The organism is Actinomyces ihuae (genome assembly GCF_001457875.1).
Classification (GTDB): Bacteria; Actinomycetota; Actinomycetes; order Actinomycetales; family Actinomycetaceae; genus Pauljensenia; species Pauljensenia radingae_A.
Window position 1 is genome coordinate 78,371 of sequence record NZ_CZPX01000004.1, and the last position, 24,855, is coordinate 103,225.

Here is a 24,855-nt window from a genome sequence, read left to right on the forward strand (position 1 = left end):
ATAGTCGCTGGGTCGTGCGTCAGGCAGCTAGCCGCTGACCCGATGGACGTTCAAGCAATGGCCGGACGCCAGTTGGCTGGGTAATGGAGGGTCCAACGCCCCGGCTGGATGCTCAGGAAGCGGAGTCGACCGATTCTGCACGATCGACACGGCCGTGGCGAATCAGCACGTTGAAATCAGCGAGCTGTTCGGCATCCTCTGGATCATGCGTTACCAGCACGCCGGTAAAGGGAGAGGTGCGCATGCGGCGTTCCAGCTCAGTGCGCACCGACTGCGCTGACCGCTCATCCAGCCCGGCCATTGGCTCATCGAGCAGCACAATGTCCGGATCCAACGCCATGGCGCGGGCAATGGCAGCCCGCTGAGCCTGGCCTCCCGACAGCTGCGTGGAACGACGATCCGCCAGTCCATCCATTCGCACCGCCCGCAGCTCAGCCATTGCGCGCCTGCGTGCATCGGCGCGCGACGCTCCGCACGAACCCAACCCGAACTCCACGTTCTTGAGCACACTCATATGTGGGAACAGCAACGGTTTTTGCTGCAGTAGGACGATCCTGGGTGACGGCTGCGAGAACGTGACTCCACCGCTGGACGCAGTCACTGTGCCAGAAATCAGCCCCAGCAGCGTCGATTTGCCTGAACCGTTCGGCCCCATGACGGCCGTCATCTGACCGCCGGGAATGTGCACCTTCAGCATTACTCCACGTTGAGCCACTTCCGCATCGACATCGATGTCCGTGCTCGATGAGGGACGCGCAGCAGTGGCAGTGGTCGAATCCCCCTTGGAGTGGTCAACGCTGTCCGTCTTGTTTTCGTCGGGAAGGGGAGTGTCGAGGGCATCCTCGTCAATTCGCTGCGCGTGATCGCTGTATGGTTTCCGCTCGGTTGCAGGGCGGACACCGGGAAGGTGCACAGCGAGGAGATTCGCTCCGAACAGAATGACGATTGCCATGGTGAGAAGGACGACTGACAGGGCGAGCGCTTCTTCTGTGGAGGACTGACGCTGCAGGTAAATGGCGAGCGGCATGGTTTGGGTGGTGCCCTGCAGCGAGCCTGCGAATGTGATCGTCGCACCGAATTCGCCCAGCGCGCGAGAGAATGACATGGCAGCTGCTGACAGGATCGACGGGAACATGACGGGCAAGGTGACGTGGAAGAACGTACGGGTACGCGAGGCGCCGAGCGCGCGGGCGGCTTCGTCGTATTCGTTTCCACGGGTGCGGATCGCACCCTCAAGAGAGGAGATGAGGAACGGCATGGCGACGAAGGTCTGCGCCATGACAACCGCGATGGAGGTGAAGCCGATTTCGATGCCGATCACCGACAGGTGCTGGCCGAGCAGGCCACGCCGCCCCCAGGTGAGCAGCAGCGCCAAGCCAGCCACCACCGGCGGCAACATCATCGGCAGGGTGACGATTGTGCGCAGCAACCGCGTCCACCACACATCCGGCAGATTCGCCAGGACGAATGCGAGGGGAACGCCCAGACACACGCACAGCGCGACCGATACTCCGCACGTTTTCAGTGACAGCCAGAGGGCATCCTGAGAAATATCAGTGGAAATGAAGCGGCCAAAATCAGTCCACGGCGTCTGAACAAAGATCGTGAGCAGCGGGAATACCAGGAACAGTGCGGCCAGGATCCCCGGTGCCGTCAGCCACGGCGCGTATTTCAGTTTCACGAATGCCCCTTACGTGAGTGTGGCCCGCCGAAGCGGGTCACACATGGATGTCGGTATGTACTGCTTACTTCGTAGTCGGAGCAGTGAATCCGTAGGCGTCGAGGACCTGCTGACCCTTGTCGGAGAGGATGAAGTCGATGAACGCCTGTCCGCCTTCCTTGTTCTTCGCACTCTTCGTCAGAGCCACGCGGTAATCGTTGACAACCTGATCGGCATTCTCGATCTCAATGACGTCAACCTTGTCTGATAACATGGCATCGGTCTTGTACACGAGTCCGGCATCAGCTTCACCGGTTTCAACCTTGGCGAGCGTGTCGCCTACGTTCTGCTCCTCGGACACGGCCTGGAAAGTGACGCCGTTCTTTTCAGCCAGAGTCTTGGTGGCGTTGCCGCATGGGACGCCCTCGGCGCACACCACGAGCTTCTTACCTTCGAGCGCTTCGGTAGTGAAGCCTTCGACCTGGCCGGGGTTGCCCTTGGGAACCACCATGACCAGTGTGTTGGTGGCGTAGGAGGCATCAGCTTCGACGTCGCCATTTTCAGCGGCCTTGTCCATGTTCTTTTGGTCGGCGGTGAACAATGCGTCGGCGGGGGAGCCCTGGTGAATCTGGTCGACCAGGTTCTGCGAGCCGTCAAAGCTGAACGTCACTTTCGAGCCTGGGTTCTCCGCCTCGAACGCTTCACCGAGTTCGGTGAAGGACTTCGTCAGAGATTTTGCGGCGAAAATAGTGATGTCACCGTAGTTCTGACCCTCTGACGCGGAAGCGGCCTCGGAGCTTTGCGAAGTTTCTGACTGAAGGGCAGCTGCGGGTTCGGACTGCTCAGATTCTGTTGAGCCGCCACCGGAGCATCCTGCCAGTGCACATGCTGCCGTTGCCAGCAGCGCAAAGCTGGTACCAAATTTGCGAAGCATTGTTCATCCTTTCATTGCGGCATGGCCGCGAGCGAGTTACTTGACGATCGCGACGTTCGTTGCTTTGATCTGCGCACGCGCGATGACGCCAGGTTTCAAATCGAGGTCTCGTACTGCCTCGGTTGAAATCAGTGACACGACTCGAAAGGGGCCACACTGCATGACGACCTGGCTCATGACTTTGTCTGATTCGACTTCCAGAACCAGGCCTTTGAGTAGGTTACGGCTCGACGCCGTGTGGCTACCTGACAGGTTGTTAGTGGACATCAAATAACGCGCCAACGACTCGCCCGTGATCTCACGGGGTGACGAGCCTTCGGCTGATTCGATGCGTCCATCGTCAATCCATCGACGGATCGTGTCGTCAGAGACTCCCAACAGCTCTGACACTTCCGAGATACGATAATTCATCTTCATCATCCTATCGGGTAATAGCGGAACTATCTCGTCACTAATGCCGCATTTGCGGAAGTGGTACGGCAAACCCCCGCATTGCGGGACTCTACAGGCTAGACGACCATGCGGCTCAGATGCCGCGCAACTGCGTGCGCACGTCCTCAGGGAAGGTTCCCCACACGTCGCGAGGAATCGCGGCATCAAAGGGGTGCGCCATGCGGAATGTGCACAGCGCGCACAGAGCGCCCTCCGACGCGGGATGCAAGTTGTGGCATTTTGTGCATGGCGTCAGGTCAGTCTGCTCGCGTCGCTGTTCGTCAGCTTCGAAAGGTGCGAGAAGCGCCGCGCCCTGCTCGTCCTGAGTGGTGTGCGCGGGACAGTAATGGACAGCGACCTGGCATGCCGGACACAGCGCCGAAAAATCGTGGAACGCCTGAGAGGCATCGATGCCTGCGGACTGGTTGACCTGACAGTGAACGACCTGAGCCGAACACGTCGAACAGCGCAGCATGTGCACCCGGTCGGTATCGGCGAATACCGCGGGCCGGACGATGGCGCGCTGGTCAGCCAACTCATGGAAAGCTTCGAAGCTTCTCCACTCGTTGCTTGCTGAGATTGTCAGCGCCGAATCCGAGGGCACAGGAAGCAGGGCACGTCGGGGCATCTGCACGTGTGCCATCCAAGTGACACGTGGACGATGGGCTGCGCGTCGGGGAGTCTTATAGGCGCCGAGCAGGTCACCGAAAATGTTGCGCAAATGCTTCAAAGTATCCTGGCACTGCGATGGGTGCTCCGAACAGGGGACGAAGTGAACAGCCTCGGCACCTTGGACCAGCAGCTGTGCTGTATCAGAAGCGGTCACGGTGTGTAGGCAGCTATCCCACACCAGGGCCGCATCTCCAGAGCTGATCGGGGGAACCGCCTCATGGTCACACACCAGCACCAGGCGGTGCGCCGGATCGAAGGCGCCGAGCCACCGCAGCACCGCCTGCATCGCGCTCATGAGATGTCGGTTTCGCTGGAAGTCGCCTGGCCTGGATCCGCGTGCACGGCAAAATCGGCGAGCGCCACGCTTTCCTTGAGCATCCCAGTGAGCAGAAGAGCCGCCGCACGATACGTCGCAGTTGCGCACTGTGTGCGGATCCCGTGAATGACACGCGCTGCAAGTGGGCCCAGGTGGTGATCGAGAAAATCGCCGAGACTGTGAGCCTGCTGCGCGCATGCGGCGGCTTCGCGCGTGCGCCACGCCAGGGCAAGAGCAGTCGCCAGGTGCCCGGCGAAGGCGATCTCCACGCCCACGTGATCAAGAGGCACATCGCGCAACATGACGGTCGGGAATTCGTGGCGGGCATATAAAGCGTCGAGGTCTGCGCACGCATTACGCTGCGCCAGCCCCGCAGCGCGTTCCGTCATCGGGATAGGGCCGCCAAAGCCCAGAACCAGCAGATACTCATCGCGAATCTGGCGGGCACTCTCATCGGCAGCGGCAAGTTGTCGCGCCGCTTCCAGTGAGTCGTCATCTCGCAGCGGCCACAACCGCAGCATCTCGGGGTTCGCAACGTTATGCAGAACGCCTGTCTCGGGTGTGGATGCGAAGAGCATCGACAAAACAGAGGCGACTGTGCCCACTCGTGTGCCCCGGCTGATCACATCGGATGCGTCAGGCGCGCTCAACGGATCGAAAGCGGTCATCACAGGTCGCTCAGCCAACTGTGTGAGGCGGAGTGCGACGGTGCCGGCTGAATCTTCACTGGCACCGGGCCACCGCTTCGCTGTGCATCCTGGCATGCAGTCAGGTCGCCCTCGTGCAGGGCAGCCTCATCCGGCACATAGCGTTCGAGAGGATGACCGTCATCTTCAAGAGCCTGTTTCCACTGCTCGAGCGTGCCACCGGTCAGCTCGATCAGGCCGCGTACCCAACGTGTCCGGGCAAGCTCGACCGCACTTTCCAGCATCTGAGGCGCCCACTGTAGCAGGTGCGTGTACGTAAAAGATGCGGCAAGGACGAGGGCGTCTTCTGCCTGATCACTGTCGCCCTGTTCAAGGTGATCGAGTACGACCAGCAGCGCTTTTGATATGAAGTCGAGTTCAAGACCGATGTGGTCATCGGGTTCTTTGCCCAGTCGTGGCGCCTCATAGCCCAGAGCCGCGTAATACTGACGCACCTGCAAAGTCTCCACGCCAAAGATCAGGCCGTCAGTGCCGCGGTGAACAGACTCGTAGGGTGGGATCTGTGCACGCGCGGAGATGCCGTAGAGCGCATCCTGATCCGACCAACGCGAATACTCATCTTCGTTACAGCTGGTACGCAGCAGGTCAATACCCGTTGCTGAAGCGCCGCTGGCAGGCAGCGGCCAGTCGCTGAGCATGCCTTGAATGCTGCGTGCCGTCGTGTCGCGCGCCGGCACGCGGTGCAGAGCGCCAAGTACGGAAAAGGCGGCGCTGAAAGCGTCGAGTGAATCAATATCAAGCATCAGTGTCTTATCGTGGATGAATCAGCGTGTCGGATACGTCATGTTATCCGAAGACGGTGTTGATTCCGACTCGGACGAGCCCTTCGTAGTGCAGACCGCGGCCGAGTAGCTCGGTCAGAACGGCCAGGACGAAAGCTCCGGCAAGCAGCCACACCAGCGGCTTGGACGGGCTGGTTGCCTTTTCCAGTTGTTTGCGCACAACCAGCACAATCAGCACGACCACAACGGCCAGTGACACCAGGCGCATTGCGAGGTATCCGTGTGAGGCAATGTGGTGAGCGACGGTGCGTTCCACTTCGCTGCCTAATCCCAGAGACGTCATGTAGAAGGGGTAGGCGACCATCAGGACGATCCCGGCAATGGCTGCGATCGCGGTGGACAGGCGCATGGAACGCTGCGCAAGTGTCACGGTTTCATCGGAGAGCTGGCCGTCAGGGAACACGCCACGTTTGACGATATCCAGCACCTTGGTCACCAGGCCTTTCTTCTTTCCGGCGCGAGCCTGTGGCGCTGGCTGCGTGGCTGAAGAATTCGGTGAAGCGTCGGTGATGGGTGAGTCGCCTTGGTCAATGAGGACGGACGAAGTGCCGGCGTAAGCACCTGCACGAGCTGGCTCGCGGACTTGCTTGCGTGCGGGGGCGGCGTTGCCGGACTGCATACTCCATGCGATGAACAAGGCTAGCGCAACAGCGAGGGAGCCGGTAAAGAACGCTGAGGAGAAGAAGGAAATCCACGTGAAGATGTTGTGCCAGGCGGGAACCGTTTCGGTGAAGTAGTAGACACCCGTCATTGAGATGATCAGAGCCAGACCGGCAAGTGCGGTCAGTCCTGCGAGGGTGTCGCGGGCAGTGCGGCTGAGGATGTTGAACCATTGAGCGATCGCGAAACAGGCGCCGAGACCGGCGTACAGAACCCCGGAGATGAGTTCGCGCGAGAGCCACGAGGATCCGATATGGAGCAGTGTGAAGGGCGCATGGAAGGGATCATTGAGGTGGAAGAACGCCGCGAAGAAACCGAACAGCAACAGCGGGCCGGCCGCATACATGCCGGCATTCGTGATGCGGTCAATCGTGGTGTTACTCATGCCTGAGCGCCGTCCGATCAGCTGGATGAGGCCGAGAATCCAGAATGCTCCGACCGACATTTGAGCCACGACAGTAAATATGATCATGGGGAGTTCGCCGATGTGCATGATGCTCCTTCGTGCCGATGTAACGGGTCTAGATCTCTTCAGGATTCTGGATCATACCGGTGCCTTCATCCCACTTTTGGGCATCACGGTGCGGTTTGATGACCAGGTGCGGTTTCGTGATCGACGGATCCGGCAGGGGTGCGATACCTGATTCAGACCCGAACTCCTTGCGCAGAGCTTCGATCGGTCCCCATCCGAGCGCGCGGGTCGGGCAAGCGTCGACACATGCCGGGTTCTGCCCCTGCTCGCGGTAGTCATAGCACAGGTCGCACTTGGACATGTGACCGGTGCGTGAATCGAGCTGCGGCGCGCCGTAGGGGCATGCCCATTGGCAGTATCGGCATCCCACACACTTGCTCTGATCAACGTAGACGGTGCCGTCGTCGCGTCGGCTCATCGCAGTGGTGGGGCATACGCGCATACAGATCGGGTTCTCGCAGTGGTTGCACGAGATGGAGGTGTAGTAGCTGAATACGTTGGGCGTGAACGTGCCGTCCTGCTCGTTGATGCTCCACGTGCCACCGGTGTATTCGATCACGCGGCGCCAGTTCATGCCGACAGGCAAGTCATGTTTGTCCTTGCATGCGATCTGGCAGGCTTTGCACCCATTGCACATGTTCTGATCGAAAAAGAATCCGTAACCGGCGTCCTTTTGCGTCAACGGCTGATCAACCGTGTCGTGCCTGCCTGGCTGTGGGATCGCGTCCTGATCCATCGGTCCTCCTCGTGGCGATCTGTTCAGTACTGAACGGTCAAGTCTGTGAAAATCTGTGGTTGGCGGGTCGTGGGGCTTGTGCGGAGCCGCCGCTTATACGGGCAGCCTCACGGGCGTTGTCGAAGCCGGTTTCGCGAATGGCAGCGTCACGTCCATGTGCCTCACACCTTCTCCACTTGTGCAAGATTCGTGTGCTGACCGTTGCCCTTTGACAGGGGAGTGGGGTGCTGAGATGTCAGAACGTTGACTGCACCGCCGTGATCCACACCGTTCTCGTCCCATTCAACCCATGCACCCTGCGGAACAGAGACAACGCCTGGTGCGATGCGCGCTGAAACGAACGCCTGCGTCTGGATTGTGCCGCGATCGTTGAAGATGCGGATCTGGTCGCCGTTTGCGATCCCTCGTTTGCGGGCATCCTGAATATTGATCCATGCCTTTTGCGGGTGAGCCTCGCGGTTCTTCGACAGGTTGCCGTACGTCGAGTGCGTACGTGACTTGTAGTGGTGTCCAATGACCTGCAGCGGATACTTCTTGTTGGTGCGCGCCTCCTCGACGCCCTCACGAGTGGGGACGTATTCGGGGATCGGAGTCAGTCGGTCACCGGGTAGTGGATCGGGGAACTCCCACGTCTTGGCCATCTCGGCCAGCTGGCTGGAATACAGTTCGATCTTGCCCGACGGCGTCTCCAGCGGATTGGCCTCCGGATCTTCGCGGAACTCCTTGAGGGGCACCACATGTTCGTCGGGGTTATAGCGGTAGACGCGCATGTCGCGCAGTTCGTCGAAGGTCGGGAACTGCGGCTGATCCTTGCGTGTCATCTCGTGAACGTCGCGCGCCCAGTCTTCCGTGGTTTTCTTGCCGTGCGCGAACTCTTCACCAATACCCATACGTTCGGCGATCTCCGTGGTCACCTCGATCGAGCTGCGAGCTTCATACAGCGGGTCGATAGCCTGTTCGACCATAATTTCGTAGGCGAGCTCACCGGTGTATTCGCTGGGAACCAGATCCCATCGTTCAGCAGTGGTGGTATCAGGCAGCACCAGGTCGCACAGTTTCATCGACGCTGTCATCTGGTTATCCATCCCGACGATGAACTCGCACTTGGTGTCATCGTCAAGGATTTCCCGCGTGCGATTGATGTCGCCGTGCTGCGAGGAGAGCATGTTGGAGCCGTACACCACCATGAACTTGATGCCGACATCGAGCTTGTCCTTGCCGTGCACACCATCTTTGAGAGCCGTCATCTCCGGTCCGTGGTCAATCGCGTCGGTCCACTTGTAGCAGCTGATCGACGTTTCCACCGGGTTCGTCCCGTCGTCAAGCCACTGGGACAGTGGCCAGTAATAACCGTCACGCCCGCCGGTACCGCCGCCGGGAATACCGACGTTGCCGGTCACGCAGGCCAGCAGATAAATCGAGTTCGCCTGGTTTTCACCATTGGCGTGGCGTTGCGGACCCCACCCCTGGTTGATGTTGACGGGCGTGGAAGTGGCCACCTCACGTGCAAACTTGCGGATGGTGTCGGCCGGGATCCCCGTAATCTGTGCGGCCCACTCCGGAGTCTTTTCAATCCCGTCTTCGCCTTTGCCTTCCACATACGAACGGTAGGAGGCGTTCTTCGGGGCGCCCTCGGGCATGTGCTGTTCGTCGAACCCGATGCAGTACTTGTCGAGGAAAGCCTGGTCGTGCAGGTTTTCGGACAGCATGACGTGCACCATTGCAGCGACGAGGGCGGCGTCGGTTCCGGGACGGATCGGGATCCACTGATCCGCAATCAGGGAGGCTGTATCGGAGTAGCGAGGATCAACCACGATGATCTTCACGCCAGCTTTCTTCGCACGCGTTGCCGTGTAGGCGATGCCGCCGCCTGACATTCGTGTTTCCAGAGGATTGTTGCCCCAGAACACGATGAGTTTGGAATTGTCGATGCAATCTTCGATCGAGTTGGAGATCTGCTCATCGGGTGAACCGTACACGTACCTTGTGCACTGAGAAATCTGCAGGTAGGAGTAGTTTCCGTAGTAGTTCAGGTGGCCGCCAAGCAGATTGAACAGGCGGTGCCAGCCTCCCGAATAAGCGACGAGGGCGTTCCACACTCCTGATCCATAGTTCTTGTAGACCGCTTCGGGGCCGTAGGTGTCATAGGTGTAGCGCAGTTTCTCAACGATCAGGTCGATGGCTTCGTCCCAGCTGATGGCTTTGAACTCGCCGTCGGAGCGCTTGGCTCCCACGCGCAGCAGCGGTGTCTTGATACGGTCGGGGTTGTAGATACGCTCACGCATGTTGCGGCCGCGCACACATGCCAGGATATTGCGGTTCATCAGTGTCTCGTCGCCGGTGTTGTCCGGCAGGACGCGAACGACCGTGCCGTCCTTGACCTGGAGGCGTAGTGGGCAGCGCGAACCGCAGTTGACGATGCATGCCGACGAAACTGTCTTGTCGACATCCAGGCGTCCCGTGCCGTTGGGGACGAGTGTGCCTGAATCGTCTGTGTGGGAGTACTGCACGTTGGAGTTTGAACATCCCACTAGACCGACGCTGGCCCCAGCGATTGCCGACCACTGCAGGAACGAACGTCGGGACGGTCCCGACGCGGTCTTGACTGCTTTCACTGCAACCCCTTTGTCTCACTAGCTGACACCTGTCAAATAACGAATAATCCAATTATGCCTGAAGACTGCGAAATGCCTGATAATACGCCATTCGAAGTGGTGAATATGATGGCATCTGTGTTGCATAAATGGCGGGGCGTTTCCTAGGTGTTTTTCGGCGTGTGTAACCCCCGACGAAGTGGTCCCCGTTGACGCCATTGCCGACATGGCGGACCACGGAGTACTTGATCGCCTTGCCGCTCCTGCTGAGCGCATCAACCCATGTTGTCGGGAATTGTGTATGGTCACTTAAAAGCGCCTGATGCGCAATCAGGACCGAGGTGCCAAGGAGGATGCGTGAGCGCTACTGGTCGTGCTTCAAAACAGCGCAGTCCTGAAGAAGACCCTCGCTATCAGCGCACCCGCGCTGCTCTAGTTCACGCAGTCGTCGAGCTGGCTCGTACCACTCCTGCGGACAAGATTACGGTTTCAGAGCTGACAGCACGCGCCGGCGTCGCGCGGCAAACCTTCTACAAGCATGCGTCCACACCAGCTGACCTGCTGGCGAATTATCTGATTGACCAGCTCCAGCCTGATTTCGCCGACCTCGCCACTTTGCTGTCGTCGGTGACACAGGATCCGCGCCAACGCCTGACTGACGTGTATGTGCGGATGATGAGCACAATCAGCCAACAGCCCGAGATCTATCACAAGATTTTCGCCACCAACGCGCCTTCGGTTGTGCGCTCACTGTTCGCGCAGCGTCTGGAAGAAGTTTTCAGCCAGTATGTGACCGATTTTGCGCAACGCCTGGAATGGAACGCGTCGCAACTGTGGATCGAAATGGCTGTTTCCCAGCAGCTTCACAACATGATGGCGATGATTACGGCGTGGCTGCGCACAGGAATGACGGCGAACGCTCAGGAAGTGGTCGCCACGTATCTGACGCTTGCACCGCCGTGGCAGCTGGTGCATTTCTCGGAAAGCGGGAAAGCGCCCATGCCGCGTCGCGGATTCATCGACGAAACGGCGTCGAAAGCTGAGGACGAAACCTGAGACCTTACTTCATCTGCCAGGTGTCGGCCTGCTCGGCAACCGCGCGCGCAGCCTCAGCTGCATCCACGCCGAGTTTTCCGGCAGCGTATCCGACCAGGAAATTCGTCAGCGGAGCACCTGGACGGCTCGGCCCGTGTGCAACACTGCTGGTCATATCCAGCAAAGCCTCCTGAGCACCAGGAAGCGGGTTGTCTTCAATTTTGAGGGACTCAGCGACGTCCTTCAACCAGGCCGCCATTTCAGGGCTCTTTGCAGCGTCTGCCATGTCATCTCCTCCAGTAGCGGATGCCGATCAGTCGGCACCGATTCAATTGCTCAGTGCGCCATGTGTGACCTACGGTCAGTCTACGCGTTTGCGTGGAATCCGCCGTCTGCGTGGGAGTGAGACGCCCTCGCCAATGTCGTTGGAGGACTGGGCGGATGGACGAGGGCGGAGCCTGCGGCCGTATTTGATGTAACGCTCGCGAATCCAGCACACCAGGACGGCAAGCAGATACAGCGCGATCAGCACCAACGCCTGGATTGTCATCGGCCACGGGCTGGGGAGTGGGTTGGCGATTGCGGCGAACACAAAACAGATCATGGTGACCCATCGCCATGCGCGCAGCATTGCGCGAACCGGCAGCAGGCCGAGGAAGTTGAGCAGAACCAGGACCTCCGGGAACAGATACGACAGGCCGAAAATGATGACCAGGCGCATGTAGAAGCTGACGTAGCTGGAGGCCTGCAGCAGGGATACGCCACCGTCGGGTATGAAGGACTGCAGGATATGGACGGCTTTGGGCGCCACCCACACGCCGGTTGCAGCGCCCGCACAAAACAGTACGACGCCGACCAGGCCGAAGACGGTGATATAGAGTTTTTCGCGTCTGCGCAGGCCGGGAGCGATGAAAGCGCCGATCTGGAAGATCCACCACGGGCACGTGATGATCGTGCCGATCCAGATCGCAACCTGCAGTTTCAGATCGAACGCAGCGCCGATCGTGTGGAAGTTAATCTGGGTGGTCGCCGAGTCGAGAGCGCGCAGCGGCTCTGTCATGAACGCCATGACGGGGTTATACAGGTACCATCCTGCGATGGCTCCCAGGACGATTCCCACCAGCACCATCACAAGGCGTTTGCGCAGTTCACGCAGATGGGCGCTGATGGGCATCCGGCCTGCGGGATTGGACTTCTTCATGCCCGCAGCTCGGAGCTAGTTCTGAGAGGGCGCTGGGCTCTCAGGCGTGCCGTTGTCTGGCTGCTGGCCGGTTTGCGGTTGCTGAGATTGCTGCGGGTACTGCGGCATGGGAGCCTGCGCAGATGTGCCGTGCTGCGGCATGGGAGCCTGCGGCTGCTCGGCCGGGGGCTGCTGAACCGGAGCCTGCGGTTGCGGAGCCTGGGACTGGGGCTGCGCAACCGGCGTGGAGCCATCGTCGTCAGACAGCTCGCGCATCTCTTTCTTGAGAACCTTGGCTGACTGCCCGATCGAGCGCGCAATATCGGGAAGCTTCGAGGCGCCAAACAAAATAATGAGAACGACGATGATGATGACGATGTGGCTGGGCCTCATGGCGTACCTCCAGTGGGATTATCTGCATCCAATTGCTGTATTGAAAGTTTCGTGTCATTGGTCGAGGGCGTCCCATCCGGCACGGACTGCACGGCGTCCTTGAGCGAGGTGGCTGACAGGCCTGCCTGCTTCATCCACTCGTTGATTTCGTCTTGGACAGCTTCTCGAACCATCTGTTTGGGGGAGTACTGCGACAGGTCAAATTCGCGTAACATCTGCAGATTCTTCAGATCCTGAGGCGTCAAGGCAGATGATTCGCTTAACGCGTCGGTTCGAAGCCGGGCCGACCACTGCCGAAACATTGTCAGAGCCTTTTTCAAACCATGCAGAGCCTGTGCCACCGATCGGGGTCCCAGCAGCAACGCCGCCAGTAGTAAAAGAATGACGAATTCAGCTCCGTTGATCCCGAACATGGCACACCCCCTTCAGCTTCTATCCGTTCAGTGTAGACGGTTAGGCCATTTTTCAGCGCCTCAAGACAGCCCGCATTGTGGTCGATGCTCGTCATGAATTAGGTCACGGGCCACGGAACTGACACACTGTATCCATGAAAGAGCACGTATTCACATATGACACCACGTTGCGTGACGGTGCCCAGCAGGAAGGCATCAGCCTGTCAGTTGCTGACAAGATCGAATGCGTGCGAATTATGGATCGCTTGGGGATCGACTTCATTGAATGCGGATGGCCCGGAGCGATCCCGAAAGACACCGAGTTCTTCAGGCAGGCAGCGCGCCTTGACCTGTCACATTCCTCCCTCGTCGCGTTCGGAGCAACGACGAAAGCCGGAATGAAGGCCAGCAAAGACCCTCAGATTGCGGGGCTCGTTGACAGCGGCGCCAGCGTCATCACTGTCGTTGCCAAATCCGATCCCAGACATGTCACCAGTGCTTTGCGCACAACGCTAGAGGAGAATCTGCGCATGGTGCGCGACACCGTTTCCTACCTGTCGTCACCCGACGCGGTGGGGCGTCCCATCACCGTTATGGTCGACCTGGAGCACTTCTTTGATGGCTTGGCGTGGGACTCACGCGAACGATACCCGATTCAGGTCATGATCGAGGCGGCACGTGCCGGCGCGGCAGCCGTCATTCCCTGCGACACGAACGGCGGAAATCTGCCTGCCACTATTGCGCAGATGATTGAACAGGCTCGGGACGCCCTCGTCAATGACGGACATGAAGATGTGGTGCTGGGAATACATGCCCACAACGACACCGGCTGCGCAGTGGCCAACACGATGGCAGCTGTCGGGGCAGGCGCGCGACAGATCCAGGGAACCATCAATGGTTACGGAGAGCGAACCGGGAATGCAGACCTGCTGACCTGTCTCGCAAACCTGCAGCTCAAGATGGGGTTTGACCTGCTTGGTGACCACGCGCTGACGCACCTGACCTCAACGGCACGCAGCATCGGACACATCGTCAACATTGCGCCGTTCTCGCGCACTCCATACGTGGGGGCTTCCGCCTTCGCGCATAAGGCTGGACTGCACGCATCAGCCATTCGGGTCGATCCTGACCTGTATCAGCACATCGATCCCGAGCAGGTAGGCAACGGCATGAGAATGCTGGTATCGGAGATGGCGGGACGTGCATCGATCGAACTGAAAGCGCAGGAACTGGGCATTGACCTCACCAGTCCTGACGTTGCCACACGACTGGCTCGCATTGTGAAAGAGCGCGAAGCGGACGGCTATATGTACGACGGCGCAGACGCCTCCTTCGAGTTGCTGCTGCGCAACGAGGTTGGAATGCTGCCCCCGTTCGTGGACGTTGAATCGTGGGACGTGTCGACGGGTCAGCGACCTGCTGAGGGACAGCCGCTCTCGAGCACACGCGCTACCGTCACGATCCGCACCCACGCGCGCTACATCCACACCAGCGAAGGAAATGGTCCGGTCAACGCCCTTGATCGTGCGCTGCGCGCCGTACTCACACAGTACAAACCGGAAGCCGCGGTGATTGAACTGAGTGACTTCAAGGTGCATATCCTCGACCAGCATCACGCCGGGACGGCCTCAACGATCCGCGTCCTGATCACCATGAGTGACGGGGAGCGCGAATGGTCCACAGTTGGAATCGGCACCGACATTATCGAGGCGTCATGGGAAGCACTCTTCGACGGATACCGCTGGGGACTTCTGCCGCGCTGAGTAAATGACCGGTTTCGCGTTCCGGTTGCCGAGCGTGGATCGCTCCGAACAGCGACAATAGAGACATGCATGGAGAATACAAAGTTCCTGGAGGCAAACTCGTCGTCCTCGACGTGGAAGTCGACCAGACGGATTCGGACGCCATACTGCGCGATGTACAACTGTCAGGAGACTTCTTCCTGGAACCAGACAGCGCACTGACGCGTATGCGCGATGCCCTGGAAGGCGCCCCAGCCGACATGAGCGCGGCACAGGCCGCTCAGCGTGTTTCTGAAGCCCTGCAGCCCAGCGACAACCTGCTGGGCATCACTCCTGAAGGCGTTGGCATCGCGTTGCGGCGTGCACTGGGTAAAGCACTGAGCTGGGATGACATTGACTTCGACGTCATCCACGGGCCGGTGGTACCTCCAATGGTCAACGTCGCGATGGACGAAACGCTTGCTCAGGATGTCGCCGAAGGGCGCCGCAAACCGTTCATGCGCATCTGGGAATGGGACGATCCGGCTGTTGTGATCGGATCATTCCAGTCCTATGCCAACGAACTGTGGCAGGACGGTATCGACAAATACGGCATTACAGTGTGCCGCCGCATCACCGGGGGCGGCGCAATGTTTATGGAAGCCGGCAACTGTGTGACGTATTCGCTTGTGGTTCCCACCGCCCTGGTCGACGTACTCTCGTTCGCCCAGTCATACGAATTCCTTGACCAATGGGTGATGGAAGCCCTCGAAAAGGTCGGCGTGAAAGCGCGGTACGTACCGCTCAATGACATTGCGTCCGAGGAAGGCAAGATCGGCGGTGCAGCGCAGAAACGATTCGCGAACGGCTACATGGTGCACCACGTGACGATGTCGTATGACATTGATGCAGCCAAGATGCTGGAAGTGATCCGCATCGGCAAAGAAAAGATCCACGATAAGGGGACGCGTTCAGCGGTCAAAAGAGTCGACCCTATGCGCTCGCAGACCGGTATGGCGCGCGAAGACATCATCGATGTGTTCCTGGGGCATTTCCGCGACAAGTACCACGCGACGGACGGCGAAATCACGCAGCATGATATTGAGATCGCTGAGAACCGGTGCCGTACCAAGTTCGCGACCCACGAGTGGACGTACCGTCTTCCGTAAACTGTCACTATGTACTACCAGTGTGTGCAGTGCGGCAGCACCGCGGAGGCGACGCCCGCGACCTCGATAAAATGCCGATGCGGCGGACTGTGGGATCTGCACGGCGATCTGGAACCGTTCGCGCTCGACACCGTGGATTCCTCGCAGTGGTCACAGTTCCGGTATCGTGCGTCGATGATCGGAGTTGGGTCAGATGATTCCACATGGCAGCGCGTCAGCATGGGGGAGGGGATGACCGGCCTCGTCTCCATTGACGAGGGTGTCCTCGGCAAACTGGAATACGCCATGCCGACCCTGTCATTCAAGGATCGAGGGGCGGCCGCGCTGATCACGTGGTGCGCTTCGGTTGGAATCACGCGCGTGGTGCAGGATTCAAGCGGAAATGCCGGATGCGCGATCGCAGCCTACGCTGTACGAGCGGGGATGGAGTGCGAGATTTTCGTGCCGGAAGCGGCATCCGACAAAAAAATCGCGATGATTGAATCCTTTGGCGCGATGGTGCACATTGTGAAAGGCTCGCGCGATCATTGCGCAGATGTCGCGCGAACCTACGTTCGGGAGCGCGATGATGCGTTCTATGCGTCGCATGTTTTCAGCCCCTTTTTCTATGAAGGCACGAAGACCTATGTGTACGAGATCTTTGAACAGTGTGGCGGGAGGCTTCCTGAGGTCCTGCTCATTCCGGTTGGCAACGGCACGCTACTGATCGGCGCGGTTAAGGCGCTTGAACATTTGATGACATCAGGATGCATCGATCATTTTCCGCATATTGTGGCGGTGCAAAGTGAGCGCTGTGATCCGCTGCGCCGTATGGCGGCAGGTGAGGATCTCAGCGATTTCCATGCCACAGCGACGCTTGCCGATGGAATCGCAATTGCAAGGCCTGCACGGGCTGAGCAAATCATGAGATATGCGCGCGCCTGCTCGATTGAATTTCTTGCCGTACATGAGCAGGACATTGTGCGTGCACACAGCGACCTTGCGCACCGCGGAATTTACTGTGAAATCACGTCAGCCGCCAACTATGCGGCATACCGTCAGTATGTCTCGAGTGGTCGAGAGCCCGCTTCGTGCATCATTCCGCTATGTGGTTCCGGTGTGAAAGACCACGATCCGGCAGCAGGCTAGTCGCGACGAGGGCGCGGGCCGAACACGTCGGTTCCGATCCGAACGATCGTGGCACCTTCTGCAATTGCCCACTCCAGATCGCGTGACATCCCCATCGACAATTGCAGATCAGGTTCAGGTACACCCAGCTGCCAGGAGGCAGCGTCGCGAATGTCGCGCAGCAAGCAGTATGAGCGACGCACGTCAGATTCGTGATCCGAATTCAGTCCAACCGTCATGAATCCTTCGAGCGTGAGCGCGCTGGACAATTCGATCGCATCCAGCAATGCTGGAACATCGTCAGGTCGGCACCCGCTCTTGGAGTCTTCACCAGACACGTTGACCTGGATAAACACGGGGCGCAGCCCGTTGGCACGTTTATCGAGGTGATCGACCAGACGCTGCGAATCAACCGTTTCGATCAAGTCGGTGCAGGCCAGCGCCTGGTTAATCTTATTAGTCTGCAATGAGCCAATCAGATGAATGCTGGCGCCCGGAACAGTGCGGATCGCCTCCGCGGTAGCGCGGGCTTCCTGAACGCGATTGTGTCCGAGGAGGACAGGCAGGCCTGCCTCGTACAAAGCACGAGCCGCAGCCTGGCAGGTTTGTGCGTCCTGGGTCTTGACAGCAAGCTCGAGTGTCGCAGTATCGGATCGGCCTGCAGCTTCGCAGGCACGGTCGATTCTGTCGCGGACTCGGGCAATGTTGTCGTTGATGCTCACTTGGTCGATACTACGCACTTTGTCCTCGCTATGTAGCCGGTTCTGTTGGAGAAGAACGCCGTGGGACAATAAAGGAAGCAGATAAGGTAAAATGAGCGGGTTTAACTCTAGGAGATCACAGTGCGCACACTCTTGAATATCATCTGGTTCCTGTTGGCCGGTTTTTGGCTCTTCCTCGAATACATCTTCTTCGGCATCATCGCGTGCATCTTTATCATCACGATCCCAGCCGGCGTGGCATGTTTCCGTATGGCGTCCTACGTGATCTGGCCATTTGGCCGCGAGGTCGTCAAGCGACCGGACGCCGGCGCAGGCTCAACATTCATGAACGTCGTGTGGTTCCTCGTGGCAGGACTATGGCTCACCATCGGACACATCACCACCGCAATCGCACAGTTCGTCACCATCATCGGGATCCCGCTGGCAATTGCCAACCTCAAACTCATCCCCGTGACATGCTTCCCCTTCGGCAAAGAGGTCGTCGATTCGCCTGACGCGAGCATCATCTGACGATGGCGAAGAAAAAGCATCACGGCACCGGCCCGACGCGAGCTGTCGAGGAGCTGACGCAGGCAGGAGTCAACTTCACGCCCCTGCACTATGAGCACCACGCGTCGGCAGCCTCATATGGAGGAGAAGCCGCCGACCAGCTTGATCTGCCGGCACAGCAGGTCTTCAAGACCCTCATGGTGGAAACTTCCGACGGTGAGTTCGTCGTGGCGGCGATTCCAGTAGACCACCACCTGTCACTCAAACTCATTGCGCGTGCAGCGGGCGCTCGCTCGGCAAAGATGGCAGATCCTGCTGTCGCGCAGCGCCGAACCGGGTATGTGGTCGGTGGAATCTCCCCGCTGGGACAGACCACCCGGCACCGCGCCTTCATCGACGAGTCAGCGCTCGCCTACGATGCGATCGCGGTCAGCGGCGGCAAACGCGGATTTTCCGTACTGGTTGCCGCCACTGATCTGGCAGAACTGACAAAAGGCGAATTCGCTCCGCTCATCGCGCTCGACTAGGCGGGCGCGATTCCCGTTGCCCCGCGCCGCTGAGCTGCTCAGTTACTGAGCTCCGGAGCCCTGACCTACTGGGCAAGTACGTCACGCAGGTGACGCAGACGCTTGAGCGAGGATTCCTTACCAAGGATTTCCATCGACTCAAACAACGGGGGAGACACCTGCTTGCCGGTCACAGCCACCCTCATGGGTGTGAACGCCAGGCGCGGCTTAATTCCCATTTCATCGACGAGGGCCGAGCGGAGCTTTTCTTCCAGCTTTTCCGTCCCAAAGTCAGCCTCAGTAACCTTTTCGCACTCCTCGATGGCACGGCTGAGGACATCTGCCGCATCATCTTTGAGTTTGCCCTGCGACTTTTCATCGATCTGAAGATCTTTGTCAGCCACAAACAGGAACCCGAGCATGCCGGACGCTTCAGAGAGCACCTGAATGCGTGTCTGGATGAGCGGGGCAGCAGGAACCAGGCGGCGTTGTTCCTCATCGGTGAGTGCATCGAAAGTGTCCGCACTGACTACGCCATCGCGATGAAGGAACGGCACGATGCGGCGGGTGAAATCGTCGATGTCGAGCATGCGGATGTGCTCGGCGTTGATGGCGGTGCACTTCTTCTGATCGAAGCGCGCCGGATTCGGGTTAACATCTTCGATGTCGAACGCCTCAATCAATTCCTCAGCGGAGAAAATGTCATTATCCGGGCTGATCGACCAGCCCAGCAATGCCAGGTAATTCAGCAAGCCTTCACGAATCATGCCGTTTTCGCGGTGCAGCAGCAGATTCGACTTCGGGTCACGCTTGGACAGCTTCTTGTTCCCTTCACCCATCACATAGGGCAGGTGGCCAAAACGCGGCGTGAATGAGGCGATCCCCAGCTCCTCAAGTGCACGGTAGAGCACGATCTGGCGAGGAGTTGACGAGAGCAGATCCTCACCGCGCAGGACGTGTGTGATCTCCATCAGTGCATCGTCGACAGGGTTGACCAGCGTGTACAACGGATGACCGTTGGCACGAACGATGACATAGTCAGGAACCGAACCCGCCTTGAAGGTGATATCGCCGCGCACCAGATCCGTGAACGTGATGTCCTCATCCGGCATGCGCATACGCAGAACAGGTTTGCGGCCTTCAGCACGGAACACCTCTTTCTGCTCCTCGCTCAGATCACGGTCGAAACCGTCGTAGCCGAGCTTCGGATCTCGGCCAGCGGCACGGTGACGTTCCTCAACTTCCTCGGGCGTTGAAAACGACTCGTACGCGTATCCGCCTTCCAGCAGTTTCTGTGCGACGTCACGGTAGATGTCCATACGCTCTGACTGACGATAGGGCGCGTGCGGCCCGCCCTTACCGATACCTTCATCCCAGTCCAGTCCCAACCATTCCAGGGAGTCGAGGATCTGCTGGTAGGACTCTTCGGAGTCACGCTGCGCGTCCGTATCTTCAATGCGGAAGACGAACGTTCCGCCGGTGTGACGCGCATACGCCCAGTTGAACAGGCAGGTGCGTACCATTCCGACGTGCGGAGTGCCAGTTGGTGAAGGACAAAAACGGAGGCGAATATCGCGTCCAGTTGCATTCGTGACAGTCATAGTGCTGCCTATTCTACCGTTGAAACGGTGCCCAGGAAAACACCAGGTCACCGGTTGCGGATCGTCCTTTGTGCCTGCGATGTGCCAGGTATGGAGCGACGCCCTCGTACCATGTAGACCACTGCGACGATCACTGCCAGGGAAATGAAGCCAACGACCAGAGCCTGGGCTGAGGCGAAGCCGCGGAACCATTCGCTGGGCGTATGTCCCACAGCAGCTCCGCTGGCGAAGAAGACGGCAGTGACAACAGCATTACCGATGGCAGTCGTGATGCGCTGGGCGGTCTGGACCATGCCACCGGCCGTACCTCCGTGAGCCGCCGGAACTTCCAGCATGGACTGTGTCTGGTTGACCGAGCCCATCATGCCCAGTCCGATACCGACGGGCGTGATTGGCAGAGTCAGCCATGCCGGGTGCCATCCCAGATTGGCCACACCGTACGCTACAGCGACGGTGGCCAGAACCGAGCCGATGACGATCAGCAGCGCGACGACCTGCAGCACGCGACCCTTCTCGATCGCGTGGCGTGAAGCGAACACCGCGAAGTAGGCTGAAATCACGGCGTTGGGTAGGCCGATCAGGCCGGTGAACAGAGCAGTCTGCCCCAGTCCCTGCTGTACGAACAGCGCGATGAGCACGAAGATGGAGGTGGAGCCTAGGAACTGCAGTGCGGAGATTGCCGTGCAGTAACTGAATGAGCTGATCTTGAACAGTTTGAGGTTCACCATCGGGATGTGGCCGCGGCGCTCGTAGGTATATTCCCACCACACCCATGCAGTCAGAACAAGCACGGCGGCAGGCAGCAGCCACATTCGCCAGGACGCGTGCATCGTAAACGGCATCATGATCAGGAATACGCCTATGCACAGTGTGATCATGCCGACAGGGTCGAGATCCAGGGTGCGTCCGCGTCGCTTCGAAGCAGGACGCCCCGCGACAATTTCCTGACGGCGGTACTCTTCGCGTGCTTTCTTGCGATTCGGGCCGATGGTGCGTCGCTCCTTTGAGAAGGCCAGCCACCTGAAGGCAAGGAAAAGTCCGAGCAGGCCGATTGGAGTGTTGATCGCGAACGCGTAGCGCCACCCTGGATCATTGCCAAAGATCGCTACCGTAGCGCCGGAAATTAGCGGTCCGGCTGCAACCGATGCAGAAATGGTCAACCCCATCAGGCCGAAAGCTTTGGCGCGCGCACGTCCATCGAAGTACTGCTGGATCATTCCGTTGACCTGAGGCGAAAATACTCCCGCTCCCACCGCCTGAAGAATCCGCATGGCGTTCAGCATGACGGTGTCAGTTGCCAGTGCGCAGGCCAGGCAGCCAGCGCTGAAAATCGCCAGCCCGATGACGAACATCATGGAGCGTCCGACAAGGTCACCGATACGTCCTGCGGGCACCAAAATGATGCCGTAGACCAGCGCGTAGCCAGCCAGCACCCACTGAATGCCTGACGAGGTGGCTCCCAACGTCTCCTGGATAGCGGGGAGCAGCGTATTGACTGCTGAAACCTGAAGCAGTGCCATGACCAGCGGTATAAGGATGGCAATGAGCATTCTGTTGCGGTCGTATTGTCGATCTGATCCCGGTACCGTGAAATAGCGTGAAGTCGCCACTTAACCTTCTTTCACACACAGTAATCAGAACGGCTGATCAACGAGGGCCGACCATCCATTTTAAGGCGCGTCCAGGAAGGTGACAATGAGGAAGAACAAAACGTTGTCAGTCTGACATTGTGCATGACACGGTTCACTGTACATGTCAGGTGCGCGCAAGCAATTGAGCGAGTACCCGCACAGGCAGCGACACTGAGTCCGGTGGCGAGGGACAGGAGCAGACGACGGGTACAGCATCGAGTGACGGGCGTGAAGTGCGTGAAGAGCATTAGCATGGTGCTGAATGAATGAAGGAGTATGTTCCATGAAACCTGTGCTGCCTGACCGCTCACCTGAAGAGAACTGGACCATTGGATCGCTCAAATGGACAGGCATTCGCACTGCCAGCGGTGAGCCAACACTGGGTGCATGGGTCGCGGAGATGGATTTTGGTACCGCTCCACCGGTTGTCGAGGCGATGAAGAAAGCGATTGATGACGGCCTGCTCGGATACCAGCCGTCATGGCTGGATGGCGCGGTGCGAGACGCCCTCGTCGATTTTCAGCAACGCCGATTCGGCTGGACACTTGATCCAACATGCGTGCGCACGGTCCAGTCCGTCTTGCCAGCCCTTGATGTCGTGTTGCGCTCGATGATCCCCGAGGGGAGCCGAGTCATTGTACCGACCCCTGCCTACATGCCCTTCCTGACGATGCCCGGTGTCGCTGGGCATCCCATCGTTGAAGTCCCCGCTGTTCGTGTTCCATTCAGTGACGAGGGAGACCGGCGCAGTGGGGGTGAATGGCAACTCGATGTGGAAGCGATCGGCCGAGAAGCCCGTCAGGGTGGTGCACTGCTGATCTTGTGCAATCCGTGGAATCCGACGGGGCGTGCCTTTCGGCGTGACGAACTGGAAGCGTTGTGGGAAGCGATTCGCGATACGGATGTGATGATTTTTGCCGATGAGATCCACAGTCCGCTGGTCCTGACAGATCCCACGAGTCACTTCTCATTTGCGCGCCTGAATGATGAGGTGGCGGCGCGCACGATTACGGCGACAGCTGCATCGAAGGGATGGAACATTGCGGGACTTCCCTGCGCACAAATCATCGTGACTGATGACGCTTTGCTTGAACAATGGGACGACTCCTGTGGTGAGATTAGTCACCTGACAAACTCATTGGGGGCGATCGGAACAATTGCTGCCTACCGCGACGGTGACCCGTGGCAGGACGTGGTGCGTGAGGAGGTTGCGTCGAATATGACGCTCGCGCATGAAGCACTGTCAGACACTCTGGTCGACTTTGTCAGTCCTGAAGCGACATACCTGACATGGTGGGGGCTGGATGCGTATGACTGGTCAGGCGTGCATAGTCCTGCCGCCTTCCTGCGTGAGAATGCTCGGGTGGGTGTCAATGCCGGTGCGACTTTGGGAACCGGATACGAGAACTGGATTCGCGTCAATCTGGCGTGTTCGAAGGCGAATGCGCACAGAATAATCCAGGCGATCACATCCTCGCTTCCTCCGACACGACGCGAGTAAGCCTTAACAAATACCTGTTTATGCACGTCAGATACTCGGTACGTAATCCTGTCAAAATTAGCTCTTGTGCTTACCGCAAATTTGATTTAATCTTGGCTTGTTGTAACAAATGCGATTATGGCAGTCGCAGTTGCACTGTGGGTCGATGAGATGACCACAACGCGAAGGAGCAGATATGAGCAGGAAGACTATCGGCGTAGGCGTGATCTCGCTGGGATGGATGGGGCGTCTTCACACACGGTCGTTCAAAGCACTGCGGGAGAAGTATCCGGAAATTGAAGTCGATATCAAGCTGGTGGTGTGCTGCGATGTTGTGGAAAGCAACCGTCAGTTCGCAGTTGACAACTTGGGATTTGAAAAGGCTGTGGAGGACTACCGAGATGTTCTGAGTGACCCGGAGGTCGACGTTGTGTCGATCTGTGCGCCCAACTTCCTTCACCACGAGATCGCGATGGCCACGATCGAGGCAGGCAAACCTTTCTGGATCGAAAAGCCGATGGGGATCTCCGCTCAAGAATCCAAAGAAATTGCGCGAGGGGCTCAATCTGCAGGCCTGATTACCTCCGTCGGATTCAACTACCGCCATGCTCCTGCCATTGAAATGGCGCGCGCGATCGTTGCGGAGGGCGCAATCGGTCGTATCACGAATGCCCGCGTGTGGCTGATTGCAGACTATGCCTCGAGCCCCGACGGGCCGCTGACGTGGCGTTACGCGAAGGAAAAGGCCGGAGCAGGAGTCATCCTCGATTTGCTCGGACACGGAGCCGACCTGGTGCAGTACGTTTTGAAGGACCGCTTTACCGCTGTTACAGCGCAGACAGGACTGTTCATCACGGAGCGTCCGATTCCCCTTGAACAGGGTATGGGACATGCCACGGTGCAGGTATCCGACCAGAAAGGCCCGGTCGGCAACGAAGACTATGTTGCAGTTCTGGGCACCCTCGAATCAGGCACCCTGGTCACGATGGAGTCCTCGCGCGTGAGCGTGGGACCGCGCGCCGAATACATTATCGAGGTCTACGGCACCGAAGGCTCATTGCGGTGGAACTTTGAAGATCTGAACAGACTGCAGATCTGCATCGGAAACGATCATGGATTCCAGCAAGGATATGTCGACGCTATGGCCAGCCCAGATTACCCCGGATTCAGCCGCTTCCAGCCCGGAGCAGGAACATCAATGGGCTTCGATGACCTGAAAGTGGTCGAGGCTGCCCAGTTCATTCAAGGTGTGCTCGACAACAAGCAGTACGGGCCCTCTGCCGGTGATGGATGGGCTGCAGCTGAAGTTGATGATGCCATTGAGAAGTCGGCTGAAGACCGGACATGGCATGAAGTAGCGCCAGTTGATGTTGTCACAACGTTCGACCACGACAACGCCCTGCAGGCGTGATCCAGGTACTACGACTGGTGGCGACGCAGCCACACTTTACTCGCTGAAGAGGA

24 protein-coding genes are annotated in these 24,855 nt (G+C 58.7%); 8 read left to right on the top strand and 16 right to left on the bottom strand.

The window, feature by feature from the left end:
* Positions 1-112: 112 nt before the first annotated feature.
* The 9 genes from BN3002_RS01510 to BN3002_RS01550 all read right to left on the bottom strand — a co-directional run bounded on the left by BN3002_RS01510 (position 113) and on the right by BN3002_RS01550 (position 9,986).
* Entirely contained in the window at positions 113-1,681 is a 1,569-nt protein-coding gene (locus BN3002_RS01510; RefSeq protein ID WP_058236294.1) for an ABC transporter permease, read from the bottom strand.
* Positions 1,682-1,745: 64 nt separating this feature from the next.
* Positions 1,746-2,594, bottom strand: a complete 849-nt coding sequence (gene modA / locus BN3002_RS01515; RefSeq protein ID WP_058236295.1) for a molybdate ABC transporter substrate-binding protein — start codon at positions 2,592-2,594, stop codon at positions 1,746-1,748.
* A 36-nt stretch (positions 2,595-2,630) separates the two neighbouring features.
* Positions 2,631-3,005, bottom strand: coding sequence for a TOBE domain-containing protein (locus BN3002_RS01520; protein ID WP_058236836.1), 375 nt, complete (start codon positions 3,003-3,005; stop codon positions 2,631-2,633).
* Positions 3,006-3,120: 115 nt separating this feature from the next.
* Positions 3,121-3,993 carry a hypothetical protein gene (locus BN3002_RS01525; RefSeq protein WP_154955688.1) on the bottom strand — a complete coding sequence of 291 codons (873 nt, stop codon included), beginning with the start codon at positions 3,991-3,993 and terminating at the stop codon, positions 3,121-3,123.
* Positions 3,990-4,682, bottom strand: a complete 693-nt coding sequence (locus tag BN3002_RS01530) for a TorD/DmsD family molecular chaperone (protein ID WP_058236297.1) — start codon at positions 4,680-4,682, stop codon at positions 3,990-3,992. Before BN3002_RS01530 ends, BN3002_RS01525 begins: the two co-directional genes overlap by 4 nt.
* Complete coding sequence (locus tag BN3002_RS01535) at positions 4,682-5,464, bottom strand: TorD/DmsD family molecular chaperone (RefSeq protein WP_058236298.1); 783 nt, start codon at positions 5,462-5,464, stop codon at positions 4,682-4,684. The genes BN3002_RS01530 and BN3002_RS01535 overlap by 1 nt, the downstream gene beginning before the upstream one ends.
* Before the next feature lie 43 nt (positions 5,465-5,507).
* Positions 5,508-6,656, bottom strand: coding sequence for a dimethyl sulfoxide reductase anchor subunit family protein (locus BN3002_RS01540; protein WP_074026146.1), 1,149 nt, complete (start codon positions 6,654-6,656; stop codon positions 5,508-5,510).
* A gap of 28 nt (positions 6,657-6,684) precedes the next feature.
* A complete protein-coding gene (locus tag BN3002_RS01545; protein ID WP_058236299.1) occupies positions 6,685-7,371 on the bottom strand; it encodes a DMSO/selenate family reductase complex B subunit in 687 nt (228 codons plus the stop codon).
* A gap of 161 nt (positions 7,372-7,532) precedes the next feature.
* Positions 7,533-9,986, bottom strand: a complete 2,454-nt coding sequence (locus BN3002_RS01550) for a DMSO/selenate family reductase complex A subunit (protein ID WP_058236300.1) — start codon at positions 9,984-9,986, stop codon at positions 7,533-7,535.
* Positions 9,987-10,322: 336 nt separating this feature from the next.
* Between BN3002_RS01550 and BN3002_RS01555 the strand changes: the two genes are divergently transcribed.
* Positions 10,323-11,021, top strand: coding sequence for a TetR/AcrR family transcriptional regulator (locus tag BN3002_RS01555; protein WP_058236301.1), 699 nt, complete (start codon positions 10,323-10,325; stop codon positions 11,019-11,021).
* 4 nt (positions 11,022-11,025) lie between these two features.
* Here the strand turns inward: BN3002_RS01555 and BN3002_RS01560 are convergent, their stop codons facing one another.
* From BN3002_RS01560 to BN3002_RS01575, 4 genes are all read right to left on the bottom strand, one after another.
* Positions 11,026-11,286 (bottom strand): DUF6457 domain-containing protein, encoded by a 261-nt coding sequence (locus tag BN3002_RS01560; protein WP_058236302.1) that lies wholly within the window; start codon positions 11,284-11,286, stop codon positions 11,026-11,028.
* A 75-nt stretch (positions 11,287-11,361) separates the two neighbouring features.
* A complete protein-coding gene (tatC, locus tag BN3002_RS01565; RefSeq protein ID WP_227469065.1) occupies positions 11,362-12,201 on the bottom strand; it encodes a twin-arginine translocase subunit TatC in 840 nt (279 codons plus the stop codon).
* 15 nt (positions 12,202-12,216) lie between these two features.
* Positions 12,217-12,573, bottom strand: coding sequence for a Sec-independent protein translocase subunit TatA (gene tatA, locus BN3002_RS01570; RefSeq protein ID WP_058236304.1), 357 nt, complete (start codon positions 12,571-12,573; stop codon positions 12,217-12,219).
* Positions 12,570-12,986, bottom strand: a complete 417-nt coding sequence (locus BN3002_RS01575; RefSeq protein ID WP_058236305.1) for a twin-arginine translocase TatA/TatE family subunit — start codon at positions 12,984-12,986, stop codon at positions 12,570-12,572. The genes tatA and BN3002_RS01575 overlap by 4 nt, the downstream gene beginning before the upstream one ends.
* 134 nt (positions 12,987-13,120) lie before the next feature.
* Between BN3002_RS01575 and cimA the strand changes: the two genes are divergently transcribed.
* The 3 genes from cimA (at position 13,121) to BN3002_RS01590 (ending at position 16,983) form a co-directional block, all read left to right on the top strand.
* Complete coding sequence (gene cimA / locus BN3002_RS01580; protein ID WP_058236306.1) at positions 13,121-14,728, top strand: citramalate synthase; 1,608 nt, start codon at positions 13,121-13,123, stop codon at positions 14,726-14,728.
* Positions 14,729-14,793: 65 nt separating this feature from the next.
* Positions 14,794-15,855: a lipoate-protein ligase small subunit gene (gene lplB / locus BN3002_RS01585; protein ID WP_058236307.1), complete on the top strand. Its 1,062-nt coding sequence runs from the start codon at positions 14,794-14,796 to the stop codon at positions 15,853-15,855.
* Between the two features lie 9 nt (positions 15,856-15,864).
* A complete protein-coding gene (locus tag BN3002_RS01590; protein ID WP_058236308.1) occupies positions 15,865-16,983 on the top strand; it encodes a pyridoxal-phosphate dependent enzyme in 1,119 nt (372 codons plus the stop codon).
* Here BN3002_RS01590 and BN3002_RS01595 read toward each other — a convergent pair.
* Complete coding sequence (locus BN3002_RS01595) at positions 16,980-17,684, bottom strand: YggS family pyridoxal phosphate-dependent enzyme (RefSeq protein WP_058236309.1); 705 nt, start codon at positions 17,682-17,684, stop codon at positions 16,980-16,982. The two genes, BN3002_RS01590 and BN3002_RS01595, sit on opposite strands and share 4 nt — an antisense overlap.
* A gap of 120 nt (positions 17,685-17,804) precedes the next feature.
* Here BN3002_RS01595 and BN3002_RS01600 point away from each other — a divergent pair, with 120 nt between their 5' ends.
* Positions 17,805-18,194, top strand: a complete 390-nt coding sequence (locus BN3002_RS01600) for a YccF domain-containing protein (RefSeq protein WP_058236310.1) — start codon at positions 17,805-17,807, stop codon at positions 18,192-18,194.
* Between the two features lie 2 nt (positions 18,195-18,196).
* A complete protein-coding gene (gene ybaK, locus BN3002_RS01605) occupies positions 18,197-18,700 on the top strand; it encodes a Cys-tRNA(Pro) deacylase (protein WP_058236311.1) in 504 nt (167 codons plus the stop codon).
* A gap of 65 nt (positions 18,701-18,765) precedes the next feature.
* On the opposite strand, the gene gltX is transcribed toward ybaK, so the two are convergent.
* A complete protein-coding gene (gene gltX / locus BN3002_RS01610) occupies positions 18,766-20,280 on the bottom strand; it encodes a glutamate--tRNA ligase (RefSeq protein WP_058236312.1) in 1,515 nt (504 codons plus the stop codon).
* Positions 20,281-20,327: 47 nt separating this feature from the next.
* On the bottom strand, positions 20,328-21,890 hold the full coding sequence (locus BN3002_RS01615) for an MFS transporter (protein ID WP_058236313.1): 1,563 nt from the start codon (positions 21,888-21,890) through the stop codon (positions 20,328-20,330).
* Positions 21,891-22,194: 304 nt separating this feature from the next.
* On the opposite strand from BN3002_RS01615, the gene BN3002_RS01620 reads away from it, so the two are divergent.
* Both BN3002_RS01620 and BN3002_RS01625 read left to right on the top strand, forming a co-directional pair.
* Positions 22,195-23,412 (top strand): MalY/PatB family protein, encoded by a 1,218-nt coding sequence (locus BN3002_RS01620; RefSeq protein WP_058236314.1) that lies wholly within the window; start codon positions 22,195-22,197, stop codon positions 23,410-23,412.
* Between the two features lie 175 nt (positions 23,413-23,587).
* Positions 23,588-24,802 (top strand): Gfo/Idh/MocA family protein, encoded by a 1,215-nt coding sequence (locus tag BN3002_RS01625; RefSeq protein WP_058236315.1) that lies wholly within the window; start codon positions 23,588-23,590, stop codon positions 24,800-24,802.
* The last annotated feature ends 53 nt before the right edge of the window (positions 24,803-24,855 follow it).

Excerpts from the sequence above, each read along its gene's own strand:
- BN3002_RS01560 (WP_058236302.1), bottom strand. The coding sequence starts at position 11,286 with ATGGCAGACGCTGCAAAGAGCCCTGAAATGGCGGCCTGGTTGAAGGAC.
- ybaK (WP_058236311.1), top strand. The coding sequence starts at position 18,197 with ATGGCGAAGAAAAAGCATCACGGCACCGGCCCGACGCGAGCTGTCGAG.
- tatA (WP_058236304.1), bottom strand. The coding sequence starts at position 12,573 with ATGAGGCCCAGCCACATCGTCATCATCATCGTCGTTCTCATTATTTTG.
- BN3002_RS01525 (WP_154955688.1), bottom strand. The coding sequence starts at position 3,993 with ATGAGCGCGATGCAGGCGGTGCTGCGGTGGCTCGGCGCCTTCGATCCG.
- BN3002_RS01540 (WP_074026146.1), bottom strand. The coding sequence starts at position 6,656 with ATGCACATCGGCGAACTCCCCATGATCATATTTACTGTCGTGGCTCAA.
- BN3002_RS01625 (WP_058236315.1), top strand. The coding sequence starts at position 23,588 with ATGAGCAGGAAGACTATCGGCGTAGGCGTGATCTCGCTGGGATGGATG.
- BN3002_RS01535 (WP_058236298.1), bottom strand. The coding sequence starts at position 5,464 with ATGCTTGATATTGATTCACTCGACGCTTTCAGCGCCGCCTTTTCCGTA.
- gltX (WP_058236312.1), bottom strand. The coding sequence starts at position 20,280 with ATGACTGTCACGAATGCAACTGGACGCGATATTCGCCTCCGTTTTTGT.
- BN3002_RS01520 (WP_058236836.1), bottom strand. The coding sequence starts at position 3,005 with ATGAATTATCGTATCTCGGAAGTGTCAGAGCTGTTGGGAGTCTCTGAC.
- BN3002_RS01590 (WP_058236308.1), top strand. The coding sequence starts at position 15,865 with ATGTACTACCAGTGTGTGCAGTGCGGCAGCACCGCGGAGGCGACGCCC.
- tatC (WP_227469065.1), bottom strand. The coding sequence starts at position 12,201 with ATGAAGAAGTCCAATCCCGCAGGCCGGATGCCCATCAGCGCCCATCTG.
- lplB (WP_058236307.1), top strand. The coding sequence starts at position 14,794 with ATGCATGGAGAATACAAAGTTCCTGGAGGCAAACTCGTCGTCCTCGAC.
- BN3002_RS01575 (WP_058236305.1), bottom strand. The coding sequence starts at position 12,986 with ATGTTCGGGATCAACGGAGCTGAATTCGTCATTCTTTTACTACTGGCG.
- BN3002_RS01545 (WP_058236299.1), bottom strand. The coding sequence starts at position 7,371 with ATGGATCAGGACGCGATCCCACAGCCAGGCAGGCACGACACGGTTGAT.
- BN3002_RS01530 (WP_058236297.1), bottom strand. The coding sequence starts at position 4,682 with ATGACCGCTTTCGATCCGTTGAGCGCGCCTGACGCATCCGATGTGATC.
- BN3002_RS01620 (WP_058236314.1), top strand. The coding sequence starts at position 22,195 with ATGAAACCTGTGCTGCCTGACCGCTCACCTGAAGAGAACTGGACCATT.
- cimA (WP_058236306.1), top strand. The coding sequence starts at position 13,121 with ATGAAAGAGCACGTATTCACATATGACACCACGTTGCGTGACGGTGCC.
- modA (WP_058236295.1), bottom strand. The coding sequence starts at position 2,594 with ATGCTTCGCAAATTTGGTACCAGCTTTGCGCTGCTGGCAACGGCAGCA.